This is a genomic window from Streptomyces sp. NPDC002092 (genome assembly GCF_053593775.1).
Genome location: NZ_JBSFDG010000002.1, coordinates 580,243 through 597,235, shown reverse-complemented (window position 1 = coordinate 597,235; position 16,993 = coordinate 580,243). Strand labels below are relative to the sequence as shown.

The window sequence follows — 16,993 nt, the reverse complement described above, 5'->3', positions numbered from 1 at the left end:
GTGTCGGGTGCTACGACGACTAGCCGGCCGGCCCTCCGAAGAGCCCTCCGTTGCCGTTGCCTCTGTTGTTTCCGGTCCCGGATGTGTCCGTGGCCGTCGGCGACGAGGTCACACCTCCGTCGGTGCCGCCGGTGTCCGTACCTCCGGTGTTCGTGCACTGCCAGGCGAACCTGCACGACTCGCTCGCCGAGGGCGACGGGCTGGTCAGCGTCGTGCTGGGGGACGGGCTGGGACTCGGGCTGGTCAGTGTCTGGCTGGGCGTCGGAACGGGGGACGTGCTCGGCACGTCGTTGATGACTTCACCGATGGGTTCCGGGGTCGGGAAGTCCTTCGCCGGCTCCCCATTCAAGGCCTCCGCCATGTAGTCGTGCCAGATTTCGGCCGGGAACGAGGCACCGTGGATCTTCTTCTGACCGCCCGTTCCGTACATCTCCAGGAAGGTGCGGTTCTTCTCCGACTCGTCGTCGTTGTAGCGGAACATCGTGATTGACGTGGACAGCTGCGGGGTGTAGCCCACGAACCAGGCGGACTTGTTGCCGTCGGTGGTACCCGTCTTGCCGGCCACCTGTCGGCCGGGCAGTTGGGCGGCGGTACCCGTACCCTTGTCGACCACGGTCTTGAGCACGTCGGTGACGTTGTCGGCGACCTTCGCGGTGAACGCGTCGTTGGGCTTGTCCGTGTGGGTGTAGACCGTGCCGTCCTGGCTCGTGACCTTCGTGACGGAGAACGGCTCACGCTGCTGACCGCTGGCCGCGAAGGTGGCGTAAGCACCCGCCATACGGATCGCACTCGGGTCGGAGATACCGATCGAGAACGACGGATAGCTGGTACCGGCCAGGCTGTTCTCCTTGAGGCCGGCGTCCATGGCCGCCTCCTTCACCTTGTCCAGCCCGACATCCATGCCGAGCTGCACATAAGCGGAGTTCACAGACTCCCGCATCGCCTCACGCAAGTCGATCTGGTACTTGGGTGGGCTGCCGTACGACTCGTTGCCGTCGTTGTTCTGGCGCCAGATATTCCCCTTGTGGTCCTTCCAGAGGTTGCCGTCGTATTCCTTGATCTTGAGCTTGTTCTCACCGCTGTACAGGCTCTTCGGGGAGACCTGGGTGCGTTCGTCCTGCGCCTGCTCCGGGCCGAGGCTCTTGTCCCGCACACCCCACTTCATCGCCGCCGCCAGCACGAACGGCTTGAACGTCGAACCGACCTGGGCGCCGGTGACGTCGGCGTTGTTGGTGAAGTGTTTGGTCGCGTCCTCACCGCCGTAGATGGCCTTGATGGCGCCGGTCGTCGGATCCACGGAAGCGCCGCCGAACTGGACGTGTGTGTCCGTCTTGGGGCGTTCCTTGGGCTTGATGTTGGCCTTCTGAACGTTCTTGACCGAGGCCTCGAGTTCGTTGACCTTCTTCTTGTCGAAGGTCGTGTAGATCGAGTAGCCGCCCCGCTGCAGGTCGTTGGCGGTGATATTCGTGTTGTTGATCAGATACGCCTTGGCCAGGTCCACGAGGTAGCCGACCTGGCCGGCGAGCTGGGTGTTCGACCGTGGGTTCTTCACGTCGGGAAGCGTGGTGTATTTCGCCCGGGTCGCCGCGTCCAGGTGGTGGTACTGGACCATCTTGTCGAGCGTGTTCTGCATCTGGCGCAGCGCACGCTTGCTGTTGGCCTCCTGCGTGGCCGCCGGATCGATGGAGGTCGCGCCCGCCGGGTCGTAGTAGGTGGCGCCCTTGAGCATCGCCGCCAGGAACGCGCACTCGCCCGGGTTCAGGTCGACGGAGTCCTTGTTGAAGTACGCGCGAGCGGCCGCCTGGATGCCGTAGGCGCCGCGCCCGTAGTAAGCGGAGTTCAGGTAGCCGGCCATGATCTCGTCCTTCGAGACCGTGGCGCCCACCTTTATCGAGATGAAGATCTCTTTGAACTTACGCGTGATCGTCTGCGACTGGTCGTCCAGCCGCGCGTTCTTCACGTACTGCTGGGTGATGGTGGAGCCACCCTGCGTCTGGCCACCCCGGGCCATGTTGAACACGGCGCGGGCGATGCCCTTCGGGTCGATGCCGCTGTCGGTGTAGAAGGTCTTGTTCTCCTGCGAGACCACGGCGAACTGCATCGCCTTGGGGATCTGCGAGAGGTTGACGATCTGGCGGTTCGTCTCACCACCCGTGGCGACCATCTGGCTGCCGTCCGACCAGTAGAAGACGTTGTTCTGCGCTGTCGCAGTGTCGGCGACATTCGGGACGCTCACCATGGCGTACCCGATGCCCGCCACTGCCACCAGGCCGGCGATGAAGCCGATGAACAGGCCCGTCACCAGCTTCCACGACGGCACCCAGCGCGCGACACCGTACTTGCCCGCCCGTGGATAGTCGATGATCCGCTTCTTGCCGGGGGGAGCCGCGCGCCCCCTTCCGCCCCCGGGCCCGTCCGGGCCGCCCGGTGCGCCGCGTCGACCTCCGCGGCCGGGCTCGGCCGCTCTGCGACGGCCGCCTCCACTTCTCTGTGCCGCGCGGCGGGCTTCGGCGCGGCCGCCGTACGACCGCTCCTCGTCAGTCGACCCCTGGCCCAGTCCGTAATCGGAGGGGGACCCGGTTGCGCCTCGCGGTGCCGCGCGGCGGCCGGAGGACGAGCCGGACTGGCCGCGTCGGGCCGCGGCACGTCCGCCTCCCTGCGGCTGCGGCGGTTTGCGACGGTGCTCGCTCATCGAACGACTACTCCTCGGGCAGGCGCACCTTTGCGCGCCTGGAAACGGCGGCTGGTTTCCGGTCCCCCCGAAGTACGGATGTGGTCGATCCCGCATTCACCCGTACCGCGCCGGGAGCCTTGACACCCCCTGGCGTCACTCGGCTCCCGGTGCTTTGCATGCCGCACAGACTACGCACCGCCAAAACCCACTGAGCCCCAGAGTTCACCCCAAATCAGGCAACTTGCCTCGGATGAATAAGTGATGTGATCCCGTTCACCGTCTCCCCACTTGTCGCATCCGGAAGGCCGTTCTATCGTCATGATGTATCGAGTCGATACATCGGAGCGAGATACGGCAAGGAGGCGAGCGGATGAGCCGGCGTTCCGGGATCCTTGAGTTCGCCGTACTCGGCCTGCTCCGCGAGTCCCCGATGCACGGCTATGAGCTGCGGAAACGACTCAATACATCACTGGGTGTGTTCCGTGCGTTCAGCTACGGAACGCTCTATCCCTGCCTCAAGACGCTGGTCGCCAACGGCTGGTTGATCGAAGAGCCGGGGCACACCGCCGAGGACGCCCTCGCGGCGCCGCTCGCCGGGCGTCGCGCCAAGATCGTCTACCGGTTGACGGCGGAAGGTAAGGAGCACTTCGAGGAGCTGCTCTCGCAGACGGGCCCCGACGCGTACGAGGACGAACACTTCGCCGCCCGTTTCGCCTTCTTCGGGCAGACGTCGCGCGACGTACGCATGCGCGTGCTGGAGGGCCGCCGCAGCCGGCTGGAGGAACGCCTGGAGAAGATGCGCGCCTCCCTCGCGCGCACCCGGGAGCGCCTCGACGACTACACGCTTGAGCTCCAGCGCCACGGGATGGAGTCCGTGGAGCGCGAAGTGCGCTGGCTGAACGAGCTCATCGAGAGCGAGCGGGCCGGACGGGACCTGAAGGGACCCGCCTCCGGGGGGTCCGCTCAGCAGAACAACACATCTGGAGCGCGGGGCGTCCTGCCCCGTCCCGGGGACACCCCCGGGACGGATACGCCCGGCGACACCGCCACGTGAGAGTCCAGTCAGGGCCTCACTCGTACACACAGGGAGCAACCGGAATGGGTTCGGTTCGCGTAGCCATCGTCGGTGTGGGCAACTGCGCCGCGTCGCTGGTTCAGGGAGTCGAGTACTACAAGGACGCCGACCCGGCGTCCAAGGTCCCCGGCCTGATGCACGTCCAGTTCGGCGACTACCACGTCCGTGACGTCGAGTTCGTCGCCGCCTTCGACGTCGACGCGAAGAAGGTCGGCCTCGACCTCGCGGACGCCATCGGCGCCTCCGAGAACAACACCATCAAGATCTGCGATGTGCCCACCTCCGGTGTCACCGTCCAGCGCGGCCACACCCTCGACGGTCTCGGCAAGTACTACCGCCAAACCATCGAGGAGTCCGACGCCGATCCCGTCGACGTCGTCCAGGTCCTCAAGGACAAGCAGGTCGACGTCCTCGTCTGCTACCTGCCCGTCGGCTCCGAGGACGCGGCGAAGTTCTACGCCCAGTGCGCCATCGACGCCAAGGTCGCCTTCGTCAACGCCCTTCCGGTCTTCATCGCCGGCACCAAGGAGTGGGCGGACAAGTTCACCGAGGCTGGCGTCCCGATCGTCGGTGACGACATCAAGTCGCAGGTCGGCGCCACCATCACGCACCGCGTCATGGCGAAGCTGTTCGAGGACCGGGGCGTCGTCCTGGACCGCACGATGCAGCTGAACGTCGGCGGCAACATGGACTTCAAGAACATGCTCGAGCGCGACCGCCTCGAGTCCAAGAAGATCTCCAAGACGCAGGCCGTCACCTCCCAGATCCCCGACCGGGACCTCGGCGAGAAGAACGTCCACATCGGCCCGTCCGACTACGTCGCCTGGCTGGACGACCGCAAGTGGGCCTACGTCCGCCTCGAGGGCCGCGCCTTCGGTGACGTCCCGCTGAACCTGGAGTACAAGCTCGAGGTCTGGGACTCCCCGAACTCCGCGGGTGTCATCATCGACGCCCTGCGCGCCGCGAAGATCGCCAAGGACCGGGGCATCGGCGGCCCGATCCTGTCGGCCTCCAGCTACTTCATGAAGTCCCCGCCGGTCCAGTACTTCGACGACGAGGCCCGCGAGAACGTCGAGAAGTTCATCAAGGGTGAGGTCGAGCGCTAAGCGCTGACACAACTGCTCCTGCCAGGGCATAGAGGGTCCCCGGGTTGCCCGCCCGGGGATCCTCCCCGTATGTGAGGCTGTGCCCCATGGCCGTCGTCCGTGATCTGCGCGCTCTTCTGCGCTTCGCGAACTTCCGGCGCCTGCTCGCCATACGCCTGCTCTCCCAGGGCGCCGACGGCGTCTACCAGGTCGCACTCGCCGCCTACGTCGTCTTCTCGCCGGAGAAACAGACCTCGGCCACCTCGATCGCCTCCGCCATGGCGGTCCTGCTGCTCCCGTACTCCCTGGTGGGCCCCTTCGCAGGCGTCCTCCTGGACCGCTGGCGCCGCCGCCAGGTCTTCCTCTACGGCAACCTGCTGCGCGCCCTGCTGGCGTCGGCGACGGCCGTCCTGATCCTCAGTCACGCCCCGGACTGGCTCTTCTACGCCTCGGCGCTGTGCGTGACCGCGGTCAACCGCTTCGTCCTCGCGGGGCTGTCCGCCGCACTGCCGCGCGTCGTCGATGCCGAGCGGCTGGTGATGGCCAACTCCCTTTCCCCGACCGCGGGTACGCTCGCCGCGACCGCGGGCGGCGGTCTCGCCTTCGTCGTACGGCTGGTGGTGGCGGACTCCGACGCCGCCGTGGTCCTGCTGGGCGCCTTCCTGTACCTGTGCGCGGCGCTCGCGTCGCTGCGCCTGGCACCGGAACTGCTCGGTCCGGAAGCCGAGTTGGTGCGGCCGAGACTGGCCACGGCACTCACCGGCACGGCCCGCGGCCTGACGGCAGGTGTACGACACCTCGCCGCACCGCCGCGCCGGGAGGCCGCCTGGGCACTCGTCACGATGACCCTGATGCGGTTCTGCTACGGCGCGCTGCTGGTCATGCTGTTGATGCTGTGCCGGTACACCTTCGCCTCGACCACGGACGACGGACTGCGTCTGCTGGGGCTGGCGTTGGGGACTTCTGCCGCCGGCTTCTTCGCGGCGGCCGTGGTGACGCCCTGGGGTGCGGGACGCCTCGGGCCGGGCCGCTGGATCGTGGTGTGCGCCACGGCGGCCGCCGTCCTGGAGCCTGCCCTCGGTCTTCCCTTCTCCGCCGCTCCGATGCTGGTCGCCACGTTCGTCCTCGGCCTCACCACCCAGGGCGCGAAGATCGCGACAGACACGCTCGTGCAGTCTTGCGTGGACGACGGCTTCCGGGGCCGGATCTTCTCCGTCTACGACGTCCTGTTCAACGTCGCCTTCGTCGGCGCCGCAGCTGTAGCAGCGCTGATGCTGCCACCGGACGGCCGCTCCGTCCCACTCGTGGTCACCGTCGCCGTTGTCTATGGGATGGTTGCTGGAGCTATGGCCCGCTTTGAGCGCGGGTGAGTGTCACATCAAGGCCACAGAGTCCCTCCGGGTTACAGAAGTGTCAGTGGCGGCCGATAACTTACCGGGGTCTTACGCGGCTCTTATGCCGGCCGCTCACCAACTCTTCAGGGGGACCCACAAGTGACCACTCCGCCCCAGGGCCAGAACCCGTTCGCACAGGGCCAGCAGCCCTACGGCCAGCCCCAGGACCAGGCACCGTACCCGCCGCAGGGCTCCGCGCCGTATCCGCCCCAGGGCAGCTACCCGCAGCAGCCGGGTCAGCCCGGGTTCCCGCTGCCGGGGGCGATGCCGTATGCGCCGGTTCCGCCGCAGCGGCCGAAGCGGGGCGTCAAGCAGTACCTGCGCGTTGGGGTCGTCATCGCCGCTCTCATAGCCGCGGGAGTCGGCTGGTTCGCGAGCCGTCACGACCCCGACACCGCCAAGGTCGGCGACTGCATGAGCATCAGCAACCCGGAGAGCACCACCGACCCGGGCCTGAAGGTCGTGGACTGCAGCAGCTCGGAGGCCAAGTACAAGGTCGCCCAGAAGAAGAGCGACGACTCCGGCTGCGACCGCACCAAGTACGCCCAGTACACGGAGACCGGCAGGAGTGACTTGACCCTCTGCCTCACCCCGTACTCCGCCAACTAAGGGCTTACCCATACGCGTGGGGCGGTGTTTCACGTGAAACACCGCCCCACCGCGCATCCGGGGTCATGTTTCACGTGAAACATGACCCCGTTTCACAGCCTCAGCTGCGCTCAGCCCACCATTCCATGAGCGCCGCAACCGCCACACCATGCTCCATCGGCCCGTTCTCCAGCCGCAGCTCCAGCAGGAACTTGTACGCCTGGCCGATGGCCGGCCCCGGGCCGATTCCCAGGATCTCCATGATCTGGTTGCCGTCGAGGTCGGGACGGATCGCGTCCAGTTCCTCCTGCTCCTGGAGCTGAGCGATGCGCTCCTCCAGACCGTCGTACGCCCGCGACAGCGCCGCCGCCTTGCGCTTGTTCCGCGTCGTGCAGTCCGAGCGGGTCAGCTTGTGGAGGCGGTCGAGGAGAGGACCCGCGTCACGGACGTAGCGGCGGACCGCCGAGTCCGTCCACTCTCCGGTGCCGTAGCCATGGAAACGCAGGTGGAGTTCGACCAGACGCGAGACGTCCTTCACCAGCTCGTTGGAGTACTTGAGAGCCGTCATACGCTTCTTGGTCATCTTCGCACCGACCACCTCGTGGTGGTGGAACGAGACCCGGCCGTCCTGCTCGAAGCGGCGGGTGCGCGGCTTGCCGATGTCGTGCAACAGCGCGGACAGGCGGAGAGTCAGGTCCGGCCCGTTCTCCTCCAGCGCGATCGCCTGTTCCAGGACGATCAGCGTGTGCTCGTAGACGTCCTTGTGCCGATGGTGCTCGTCACGCTCCAGCCGCAGGGCCGGCAGCTCAGGCAGCACATGGTCCGCGAGACCGGTCTCGACCAGCAGCGTCAGGCCCTCGCGCGGGTTCGCGGACAGAATCAGCTTGTTCAGCTCGTCCCGTACCCGCTCGGCCGAGACGATCTCGACGCGGCCGGCCATCTCCTTCATGGCCGTCACGACCTCAGGGGCCACTTCGAAGTCGAGCTGCGCGGCGAAGCGCGCGGCCCGCATCATCCGCAGCGGATCATCGGAGAAGGACGCCTCAGGAGTCCCGGGGGTGCGCAGGACCCGTGCAGCGAGGTCGTCCCGTCCGCCGTGCGGGTCGATGAACTTCTTCTCCGGAAGCGCGAGGGCCATCGCGTTGACGGTGAAGTCGCGCCGGACGAGGTCTTCGTCGATGGAGTCTCCGTACGACACCTCGGGCTTGCGCGACGTCCGGTCGTAGGCCTCCGACCTGTAGGTCGTCACCTCGATCTGGAAGCCGTCCTTCTGCGCCCCGACGGTACCGAAGGCGATGCCCACCTCCCACACTGCATCCGCCCACGGGCGGACGATCTTGAGGACGTCCTCGGGGCGGGCGTCGGTCGTGAAGTCGAGGTCGTTGCCGAGCCGGCCCAGCAGCGCGTCCCTGACCGAGCCGCCGACCAGGGCGAGCGAGAACCCGGCCTTCTGGAAACGGCGGGCGAGGTCGTCGGCGACAGGATCCACCCGCAGCGGTTCACTCGGCACGCGGTGCGGCTCCTGGCTCGGGGCGCTGAGATTGGCTTCGTTGGCGTTCGGCACAACAGAAGAGGGTACGTGGCCCGGGCGACCGCAAGCGCCTCCATTAAACCTCCACGGACACCTCAGGAGATACGCGCACAAGCACTGCTCTTGCGGCGTACAGGTCGCGCTTCTCTCTATACATGCAGATAAAGGACAGGTCGGCCCTGGCTCCCGATCTTGTGCGGCAGTCCGCGGCACTTCCCCTCAGCGCGCATCGTTACCATGCGTGGACGCACATTCCGACGACCACTGACGACGACGAGGGACGGACGAGCGCGTGGCCGAGGCGGCAGACTTCCAGGGGACGAATCCCTCACCTGCCCGCCGGTGGCTGCGGCGCACCGGAGCACTGCTCGCAGGAGCGCCTCTGCTGGCCGGTCTCCTCCAGCTGCCCGCCGCGGCTTCCGCGAACGCGGCTGGTCAGACCGCCGCGCAGGACGCCTCAGGTTCGGGTTCGGTGGCCGTCGCCCTCGACTCCCTCAGCCCCGAGGTCCCCACGGACGGGGACACCCTGACCGTGTCAGGCACCGTGACCAACAACGGCAAGCAGGCGGTCACCGGCGCCCATGTGGGACTGCGCGTGGGCCCTGAGCTGAACACGCGCTCGGCCGTGGCGGACGTCGCCCAGGACAGTGGCAGCCTCCAGGGCGCGACCGGCTCGGAGATCGGCGGCAAGTACGTCGAGAAGTTCTCCCAGCTCACTCCGGGCGTCGCCGAACCCTTCAGCATCTCCGTGCCGGTCGACAAGCTGAACCTCGGTGACGACGGGGTCTACCAGTTCGCCGTCTCGCTGTCCGGCCAGACTGCCGCACAGCCGTGGGACCAGGTCCTCGGAATCCAGCGGACCCTCCTGCCCTGGCAGCCCGACGAGGCCGGCACCAAGACGAAGACGACCTTTCTGTGGCCGCTTGTGTCCACCGTCCACATGACGGCGGAGACGGGATCGAACGAGCAGCAGACACCGGTCTTCCTCAATGACGATCTCGCCAAGGAGATCTCTCCGGGCGGCCGCCTGGACGAGATGCTGTCCTTGGGCGAGAGCCTCGACGTCACGTGGGTGATCGACCCGGATCTGCTGGCCTCGGTCGATGCGATGACCCGCAGCTATCGGGTCCGGGCCGCCGGCAACACCACCACGGCGGGCACGCACCAGGCGGTCGCCAAGCAGTGGCTCGCCGAGCTGCAGAAGGCGGTGGCCGACAAGGAGGTCGTCGCGCTCCCCTTCGCCGACCCGGACCTCGCCTCACTCGCCCACAACGGCACGAGCGTGACCGGTTCTCTGAGCCACCTCAAGGAGGCCACCGACGTCGTCGCCAACACGGTGGAGCCGATCCTTCATGTGAAACCGACCACGGACTTCGCCTGGCCCGTGGACGGCGCCGTCGATCCGTCGATCGTGAAGGTCGCCACCTCCGCCGGCGCCGACCAGGTCATCGCGCGCAGCGACAGCCTCCAGGAGACCGGCGGCCTGTCCTACACCCCCTCCGCAGCACGCCCGATCGGCGGCGGCACCACGGCGGTGGTCGCGGACGCCCGCCTGTCGGAGGCGTTCGAAGGAGACCTCACGTCGGCCTCTGACAGCACCCTCGCCGTGCAGCAGTTCCTTGCCCAGAGCCTGGCGCTCAACCTGCAGACGAACCAGCAGCGCAGCATCGTCGTCGCTCCGCAGCGCATGCCCACGACCCACCAGGCCCAGGCCATGGCCGACGCGCTGTCGGCCCTCCAGGACGGCAACTGGTCCGAGGTCCAGAAGCTCACATCGGCCGCCAAGGCCAAGCCGGACCCGGGTGCCACGACGACGGTGCCGTCGACGTCCGCGTATCCGTCCTCGCTGCGCAAGCAGGAGCTGCCGCGCTCGGCCTTCGAGGAGATCGCGACCACACAGGACGAACTCGACAACTTCAAGGTGATCCTCAGCGACGAATCCCGCGTGGTGACCCCCTTCGGGCGCGCCATGAACCGCGGGATGTCCACGTCCTGGCGGGGCAGCGCGGCCGCCGCGGCGAGCTTCCGCAACGACGTCGACAGCCACCTCACCGATCTGACCGGCCAGGTCAAGCTGATCGACAAGTCCGACACCAAGCTCTCCGGACGCAGCGCCACCATCCCCGTGACCGTCCAGAACAATCTGGTACAGGGTGTCCAGCACCTGACGCTGCGCCTCACCTCGACGAGCCCCACCCGCCTCCAGATCGGCGGCCATGCCTACCAGGAGCAGGCAGTCACGGTCTCCGGCGGGCACAGCCAGACGGTGAAGTTCACCACGACGGCCAAGGCCAACGGCCAGGCCACGGTGGTCGCCCAGCTGTACACGGAGGACGGCCAGGAATACGGCCACGCCGTCACCTTCGACGTCAAGGTCACCGAGTTCACGGCCACCGTGATGCTGGTCATCGGCGGCGGCTTCCTCCTGCTCGTCCTCGCCGGCTTCCGGATGTACACGCAGCGCAAGCGCGCGGCCGCCCGTGAGGCCGAGGAGGGCGGTCCCGACGAGGCCGGCGAACCCGCCGAGGGGCCGGAGAACCCCGACGGCCCCGAAGGCCGTCTCAAGGAGGAGTCCGGCACCGACGCCCGGGCAGACGACCCTGAGCAGCCGAGTGACCCGACACCGGACACCGCACCGGAAAGCACCGACCCGTCCGGCACGGGTGAGAGAGTGGACCGTTGAGGATGTCGTGGCCGGTGGGCCCGGGACGATGAGGTGGGGTAACCATGAACGCGCCGTACGACGGTGACCGCGGCCAGGCCGCGGGCAGCTCGGGCCCCCCCGAGGGCCCGCTGCCCGAGCACGGCCAGGTACCGCCGCAGCCCCCCGCGGACATGTACCTCCAGGACGCCTACGACCAGGACCCCTACCGGGAACAGGACCTCTCCGCGCAGGACCCGGTCGCCGAGGCCCTCTACGACCGTGCCGCGCATCCCCCGCCGCCCCCGGGTACCTACCAGCCGCAGCAACCGCTGTACTCCCAGCCACCTCAGTCCCCGTACGCCCCCGACTCCCGTGTCTGGGCCCAGACACCGGCGCCGGAGCCGGACGGCCCGAGCCAGTACCTGCCGTACGGCGACGATCCCCGTACGACGCAGTATGTGGGCGTCGACGACCTGGTCACCCGGGCGGGCGAGGAGCGTCACGAGCCGGACGCCTTCGCGCATCTCTTCCGGGACCAGCAGAACGGCGGATACCCCCCTTCGGATCCCCCGTCCGTGCCCGGCCCGGCGGCCGCGCCGGGTGCGTCCTCCCCGCCCCCGCAGTACCAGGCTCCGGCGGCGCCCACGCCCGCGACCGACCAGACCATGAACCTCGGCACCACGCCGCCCGCGGCTCCGGTGCCCCCGGCAGCTCCTGTGGCCCCGGCGAAGAAGGGCGGGGGCCTGCTCAAGTCGAGCGCCGTGATGGCCGCGGGCACGATGGTCTCCCGCCTCACCGGCTTCATCCGCTCCGCACTGATCGTCTCGGCGCTGGGTGTCGGTCTGCTCGGTGACACCTTCCAGGTCGCCTACCAGCTGCCCACGATGATCTACATCCTGACCGTCGGCGGCGGCCTCAACTCGGTGTTCGTGCCACAGCTCGTGCGGGCCATGAAGGAGGACGAGGACGGCGGCGAGGCCTACGCCAACCGTCTGCTGACCCTGGTCATGGTGGCGCTGGGTGCCCTCACTGTCCTCGCTGTCCTCGGCGCGCCGCTCCTGATCCGCCTGCTGTCGGACTCGGTGGCCAGCGACCCGGCGGCCAACGAGGTGGGCGTCACCTTCGTCCGCTACTTCCTGCCCTCGATCTTCTTCATGGGCGTCCATGTGGTGATGGGTCAGATCCTCAACGCCCGCGGGAAGTTCGGCGCCATGATGTGGACGCCGGTCCTGAACAACATCGTCATCATCGTGACGCTCGGCATGTTCATGTGGGTGTACGGCACAGCGGCCGACTCCGGGATGAAGGTCACCACCATCCCGCCGGAGGGCCAGCGGCTCCTCGGCATCGGCGTGCTGCTCGGCCTCGTCGTCCAGGCGCTGGCGATGATCCCGTACCTGCACGAGACCGGGTTCCGGCTGCGGCTGCGGTTCGACTGGAGGGGCCACGGCCTCGGCAAGGCCGTGACACTCGCCAAGTGGACCGTCCTGTTCGTCCTCGCCAACCAGGCCGGCGCGATCGTCGTCTCCCAGCTGTCCACCTCGGCCGGCAAGGCCTCACCCGTCGACGGCACCGGCTTCGCCGCCTACGCCAACGCCCAGCTGATCTGGGGCCTGCCGCAGGCCATCATCACCGTCTCCCTGATGGCCGCACTGCTGCCGCGCATCTCGCGCTCGGCGGCGGAGGACGACAGCGGCGCCGTCCGCGACGACATCTCCCAGGGCCTGCGCACCACGGCCGTCGCCATCGTGCCGATCGCCTTCGGCTTCCTCGCCCTCGGCATCCCGATGTGCACGCTGATCTTCGGCTCCTCCGGGGTCAGCGAGGCCACCAACATGGGCTTCATGCTGATGGCGTTCGCCCTCGGCCTGATCCCGTACTCCGTGCAGTACGTCGTCCTGCGCGCGTTCTACGCCTACGAGGACACCCGGACCCCCTTCTACAACACGGTCATCGTGGCCGCGGTCAACGCAGGTGCCTCCGCGCTGTGTTACGTCGCCCTGCCGCCCCGCTGGGCCGTGGCCGGCATGGCCGCCTCGTACGGCCTCGCCTACGCGATCGGCGTCGGCGTCGCCTGGAACCGGCTGCGCAAGCGGCTCGGCGGCGACCTGGACGGCGCCCGCGTCCTGCGCACGTACGCCAGGCTCTGCATCGCCTCGGTGCCCGCAGCGGCCCTCAGCGGCGCCGCCTGCTACGAGATCGGCCACACGCTCGGCCAGGGCGTCGTCGGATCCCTCGCGGCCCTGGTGGCGGGCGGCGCGGTGCTGCTCGGGATCTTCTTCCTGGCCGCCCGGAAGATGCGCATCGAGGAGCTGAACTCACTGGTCGGCATGGTCCGCGGGCGTCTGGGGCGCTGACGCGGGGGTACGCGCACAACCATCGTCCGCCACCGTGTGTCGTGCATAGCGGCGGACTGTGGGCACAATTGGTTTCGGCGTCGGACAGCGCGCACGGGTGTTGGCCGGCGCGCATTGAATGGGGAGGCAGGAACGACGGTGGCGGAACGGAGCACGGCTGCCGTCGACGTGGCAGACACCAGCGGCGACCAACCGCTGACCGCAGAGGCGGACCAGTCCACGGCCGACGGGGTGGCCCAGAACCGGGAGCGGGACACGGAGATCGACGAGGCACAGGGGAGTGGCGGGACAGAAGGTCCCGGGAAGGCCTCACCACCCGAGCTGCACAGCGGCCACAAGCTCGCCAGACGGTACCGGCTCGAGGAGTGCGTCACCCGTCTGGACGGATTCAGCAGTTGGCGTGCCGTGGACGAGAAGCTTCGCCGGGCCGTCGGCGTCCACATCCTGCCCGCGGACCATTCACGGGCACGTTCGGTGCTGGCCGCGGCCCGCTCCTCGGCGCTGCTCGGTGACCCTCGCTTTGTCCAGGTGCTGGACGCGGTCGAGGAGAACGACCTCGTCTACGTCGTCCACGAGTGGCTGCCCGACGCCGCCGAGCTGACCACCCTGCTCGCCTCCGGTCCGCTGGAGCCGCACGACGCCTACCAGATGGTCAGTCAGATCGCCTCCGCGATGGCGGCAGCCCACCGCGAGGGCCTGGCCCATCTGCGGCTGAACCCCAACGCCGTGCTGCGTACCTCCAGCGGCCAGTGGCGCATCCGCGGCCTCGCCGTGAACGCCGCGCTGCGCGGCATCAGTTCGGACACCCCGCAGCGCACCGACACGGAGTCCGTCGGCGCGCTCCTGTACGCGGGGCTCACCCAGCGCTGGCCGTACGAGAACGACGCGTACGGTCTGGCGGGGCTGCCCAAGGACGTCGGTCTGATCGCACCCGACCAGGTGCGGGCCGGTGTCCACCGCGGCCTGTCCGAGCTGGCCATGCGCGCACTCGCCAACGACGGGGCGACCGCCTCCCGCCACGAATCCCCGTGCACCACGCCGGAGGAACTGGTGAAGGCGATCGGCGATATGCCCCGCATCCGCCCGCCGGAGCCCGCGTTCACCGCGCCGCCGGAGTATCAGCGCACCACGTACCAGCAGGGCACGTATGGCCGCCCCGCACCGCACCCCGGCGCCACCCAGCCGGTGCCGACGCCTCCGGCCCCGCTCCAGAGCCGCACCGGCAAGGCCCTGAAGTGGGCCGTCTCGGCTCTCCTGATCGCGGCCCTGGGCCTGGGCAGCTGGCAACTCGCCGATGCGCTCATGGACAGCAACAAGTCCGACGACACCAACAAGACGCAGACGACGGACGGCGGCGACAAGAACAGCGGCAACCACAAGCCAACCAAGCAGATCACGATCGAAAACGCCCAGGAGTACTCGGTCGAGGGTTCCCTCCAGGCACCCGCGGACGTCAAGAAGACGTACGACGGCAGTAGCTCGACCTACTGGCGGACCAAGCGCTACAACGACGGGCCCAAGCTCGCGCCCTACAAGCCCGGCGTGGGAATCATCTACGAGCTGAGCTCGGCCCAGGCGATCTCGGAAGCGACGATAGGGCTCCGGTACAGCGGCAACCACACGACGGTCCACTTGTACGCCACCGACTCGCTGTCCCCTTCGACATCGGTCGACGGCATGGAGGAGATCGGAACCGCGACCACCAGGGGCACCTCTCTCACGGTGAGAGCCTCCAAGAAGGTGAAGACCCAGTACGTGTTGCTGTGGATCACGGACGTGCCGGATGCGCCACAGGATGACTACAGCACCGCCGGTTACAAGCAGGCCATCACTGACGTGAAGTTCAACAGCTGAAAGCTCACCGCATCCCAGGGGAGGGGGTCCGATGGCAGATGACACCGCATACGGCGACGCAAGCGATCAGGACCTCCTGGCCTGCCATGTAGAGGGCGACCCCGACGCCTTCGGCGAGCTTGTGCGGCGTCATCGTGACCGGCTGTGGGCCGTGGCCCTGCGGACGCTGGGGGACCGGGAGGAGGCCGCTGACGCCGTTCAGGACGCCCTGGTGTCCGCCTACCGGGCCGCCCACACCTTCCGGGGGCAGTCGGCCGTCACGACGTGGCTGCACCGGATCACGGTGAACGCCTGCCTCGACCGCGCCCGCAAGGCCGCCTCACGCAAGACCTCCCCGGTCGACGACACCGAGCGGCTGGAGCAACTGCTGGAGCCGCACGAGGAGGCATCGGCTCCCGCAGAGCGCAATGATCTGCACCGGCAGCTGCTGGAGGCACTCGGCACCTTGCCGCCCGACCAGCGCGCCGCCCTCGTCCTGGTGGACATGCAGGGATACCCCGTCGCCGAAGCCGCCCGCGTGCTCGAGGTCCCCACCGGCACGGTGAAGAGCCGCTGCGCCCGAGGCAGAGCCAGACTTCTGCCGCTCCTCACCCATCTCCGGCCGGAAAACGCCGGTGGCCCCAACGAACAGGGCGAGGGGCGGAACCGGACCCAGGGGACATCCGTCCCACCGGCAGCGGGACCGCCGACTGCCGGTCCACGCCACAGAGGGCCGGATACAGGGCCAAGCGATTCAGCTGCTGTGAAGGGCGGAGGTGGGCGAGCGTGACATCCACGACGGATATGGCCGGACACCCGGACGTCGCCGAAATCTCCGACCTCACCGAGGGTCTGCTTCCGCCGTCCCGGACTGCCGACGTACGACGGCACCTGGACGAGTGCGAGCTGTGCGCGGACGTCTACGTGTCGCTGGAGGAGATCCGAGGACTACTCGGTTCGGTGCCGGGTCCGACCCGCATGCCCGCCGATGTCGCAGGCCGGATCGATGCCGCTCTCGCGGCCGAGGCACTGCTCAACGCGACGGCCCCCGCTGTCACGGACGCCCCGGCGGTCGTCGGTGCGTCCCGTGTCGCGGACGACGCCGGTGACAGCGCGCGTGTTTCACGTGAAACATCGGCAACGGCAGACCGTCCTGCGGGGCATTCCCGTGCCTCCACCACCGGGCCGGGTCGCAAGCAGCGCAACCGGGGCGGCCGCCGCAGGATCGCCATCCTGGGCACCGTTTTCACAGTCGCCGCACTGGGCTTCGGTTCGGTCCTGCTGACATCGCTGAACGACGGGAAACCGCCCGCTTCCGCCCAGGGCCAGAAGCCCACCACCGCGGACACGTTCTCGGAGGCCAAGCTGGAGGCCCAGGTCACCGGTCTCCTCAAGAGCCAGGGTTCGGGCAGCAGCTCCCATGCTCCGCACAGTCTTGGCGTGGAGGGCGGGAGCAACCAGCCCAAGATCTTCAAGGAGCCCACGGTCCCGGACTGCGTCCGTAACGGCATCGGGCGCACCGACCCGGCGCTCGCGGCGAAGGAAGGGACCTACAAGGGAACGGACGTCCTGCTCGTGGTCATGTCCGACGCCTCCGCCGGCAACAAGGTCACCGCATACATCGTGGACGCGAGCTGTGTGAGTCATGCGTCCGCCGCCAAGGCGAAGGTTCTCCTGACGCACTCCTACACCCGTCCCTGAACGCACAAGCTTCGTCTCCGTCATGCGTGGTATCCCGTACGGTGTCGCGTCTTCGTGTGCCCGGACACAGCGGGAATGCGCGCCCCTTAGGATCCGTTGGGTGGGGTGAGA

11 protein-coding genes are annotated in these 16,993 nt (G+C 68.3%); 9 read left to right on the top strand and 2 right to left on the bottom strand.

The genetic code is table 11. The annotated features are described in order from the left end of the window. Positions 1-19 precede the first annotated feature (19 nt). Positions 20-2,692, bottom strand: a complete 2,673-nt coding sequence (locus ACWCRD_RS06825) for a transglycosylase domain-containing protein (RefSeq protein ID WP_450964863.1) — start codon at positions 2,690-2,692, stop codon at positions 20-22. A 352-nt stretch (positions 2,693-3,044) separates the two neighbouring features. Between ACWCRD_RS06825 and ACWCRD_RS06820 the strand changes: the two genes are divergently transcribed. The 4 genes from ACWCRD_RS06820 (at position 3,045) to ACWCRD_RS06805 (ending at position 6,837) form a co-directional block, all read left to right on the top strand. After that, complete coding sequence (locus tag ACWCRD_RS06820; RefSeq protein WP_450964862.1) at positions 3,045-3,728, top strand: helix-turn-helix transcriptional regulator; 684 nt, start codon at positions 3,045-3,047, stop codon at positions 3,726-3,728. Positions 3,729-3,772: 44 nt separating this feature from the next. Beyond that, positions 3,773-4,855, top strand: a complete 1,083-nt coding sequence (locus tag ACWCRD_RS06815) for an inositol-3-phosphate synthase (protein WP_450964861.1) — start codon at positions 3,773-3,775, stop codon at positions 4,853-4,855. A gap of 86 nt (positions 4,856-4,941) precedes the next feature. Further along, complete coding sequence (locus ACWCRD_RS06810; protein ID WP_450964860.1) at positions 4,942-6,204, top strand: MFS transporter; 1,263 nt, start codon at positions 4,942-4,944, stop codon at positions 6,202-6,204. Between the two features lie 123 nt (positions 6,205-6,327). Beyond that, positions 6,328-6,837, top strand: coding sequence for an LppU/SCO3897 family protein (locus ACWCRD_RS06805; RefSeq protein WP_450964859.1), 510 nt, complete (start codon positions 6,328-6,330; stop codon positions 6,835-6,837). Positions 6,838-6,937: 100 nt separating this feature from the next. Here the strand turns inward: ACWCRD_RS06805 and ACWCRD_RS06800 are convergent, their stop codons facing one another. Beyond that, positions 6,938-8,380, bottom strand: coding sequence for a CCA tRNA nucleotidyltransferase (locus ACWCRD_RS06800; RefSeq protein WP_450964858.1), 1,443 nt, complete (start codon positions 8,378-8,380; stop codon positions 6,938-6,940). Positions 8,381-8,639: 259 nt separating this feature from the next. Here ACWCRD_RS06800 and ACWCRD_RS06795 point away from each other — a divergent pair, with 259 nt between their 5' ends. From ACWCRD_RS06795 to ACWCRD_RS06775, 5 genes are all read left to right on the top strand, one after another. Beyond that, entirely contained in the window at positions 8,640-11,030 is a 2,391-nt protein-coding gene (locus ACWCRD_RS06795) for a DUF6049 family protein (protein ID WP_450964857.1), read from the top strand. 44 nt (positions 11,031-11,074) lie between these two features. Next, on the top strand, positions 11,075-13,348 hold the full coding sequence (gene murJ, locus ACWCRD_RS06790) for a murein biosynthesis integral membrane protein MurJ (RefSeq protein ID WP_450964856.1): 2,274 nt from the start codon (positions 11,075-11,077) through the stop codon (positions 13,346-13,348). Positions 13,349-13,486: 138 nt separating this feature from the next. Continuing rightward, positions 13,487-15,202: a serine/threonine protein kinase gene (locus tag ACWCRD_RS06785; protein ID WP_450964855.1), complete on the top strand. Its 1,716-nt coding sequence runs from the start codon at positions 13,487-13,489 to the stop codon at positions 15,200-15,202. A gap of 31 nt (positions 15,203-15,233) precedes the next feature. Continuing rightward, positions 15,234-15,971, top strand: coding sequence for an RNA polymerase sigma factor SigM (gene sigM, locus ACWCRD_RS06780; protein WP_450964854.1), 738 nt, complete (start codon positions 15,234-15,236; stop codon positions 15,969-15,971). After that, on the top strand, positions 15,968-16,882 hold the full coding sequence (locus ACWCRD_RS06775) for an anti-sigma factor family protein (RefSeq protein ID WP_450964853.1): 915 nt from the start codon (positions 15,968-15,970) through the stop codon (positions 16,880-16,882). The genes sigM and ACWCRD_RS06775 overlap by 4 nt, the downstream gene beginning before the upstream one ends. Positions 16,883-16,993 lie beyond the last annotated feature (111 nt).

What these genes read in the sequence shown, in the direction of transcription:
- ACWCRD_RS06825 (WP_450964863.1), bottom strand. Translation starts at nt 2,692, where the DNA reads ATGAGCGAGCACCGTCGCAAACCGCCGCAGCCGCAGGGAGGCGGACGT.
- ACWCRD_RS06820 (WP_450964862.1), top strand. Translation starts at nt 3,045, where the DNA reads ATGAGCCGGCGTTCCGGGATCCTTGAGTTCGCCGTACTCGGCCTGCTC.
- ACWCRD_RS06815 (WP_450964861.1), top strand. Translation starts at nt 3,773, where the DNA reads ATGGGTTCGGTTCGCGTAGCCATCGTCGGTGTGGGCAACTGCGCCGCG.
- ACWCRD_RS06810 (WP_450964860.1), top strand. Translation starts at nt 4,942, where the DNA reads ATGGCCGTCGTCCGTGATCTGCGCGCTCTTCTGCGCTTCGCGAACTTC.
- murJ (WP_450964856.1), top strand. Translation starts at nt 11,075, where the DNA reads ATGAACGCGCCGTACGACGGTGACCGCGGCCAGGCCGCGGGCAGCTCG.
- sigM (WP_450964854.1), top strand. Translation starts at nt 15,234, where the DNA reads ATGGCAGATGACACCGCATACGGCGACGCAAGCGATCAGGACCTCCTG.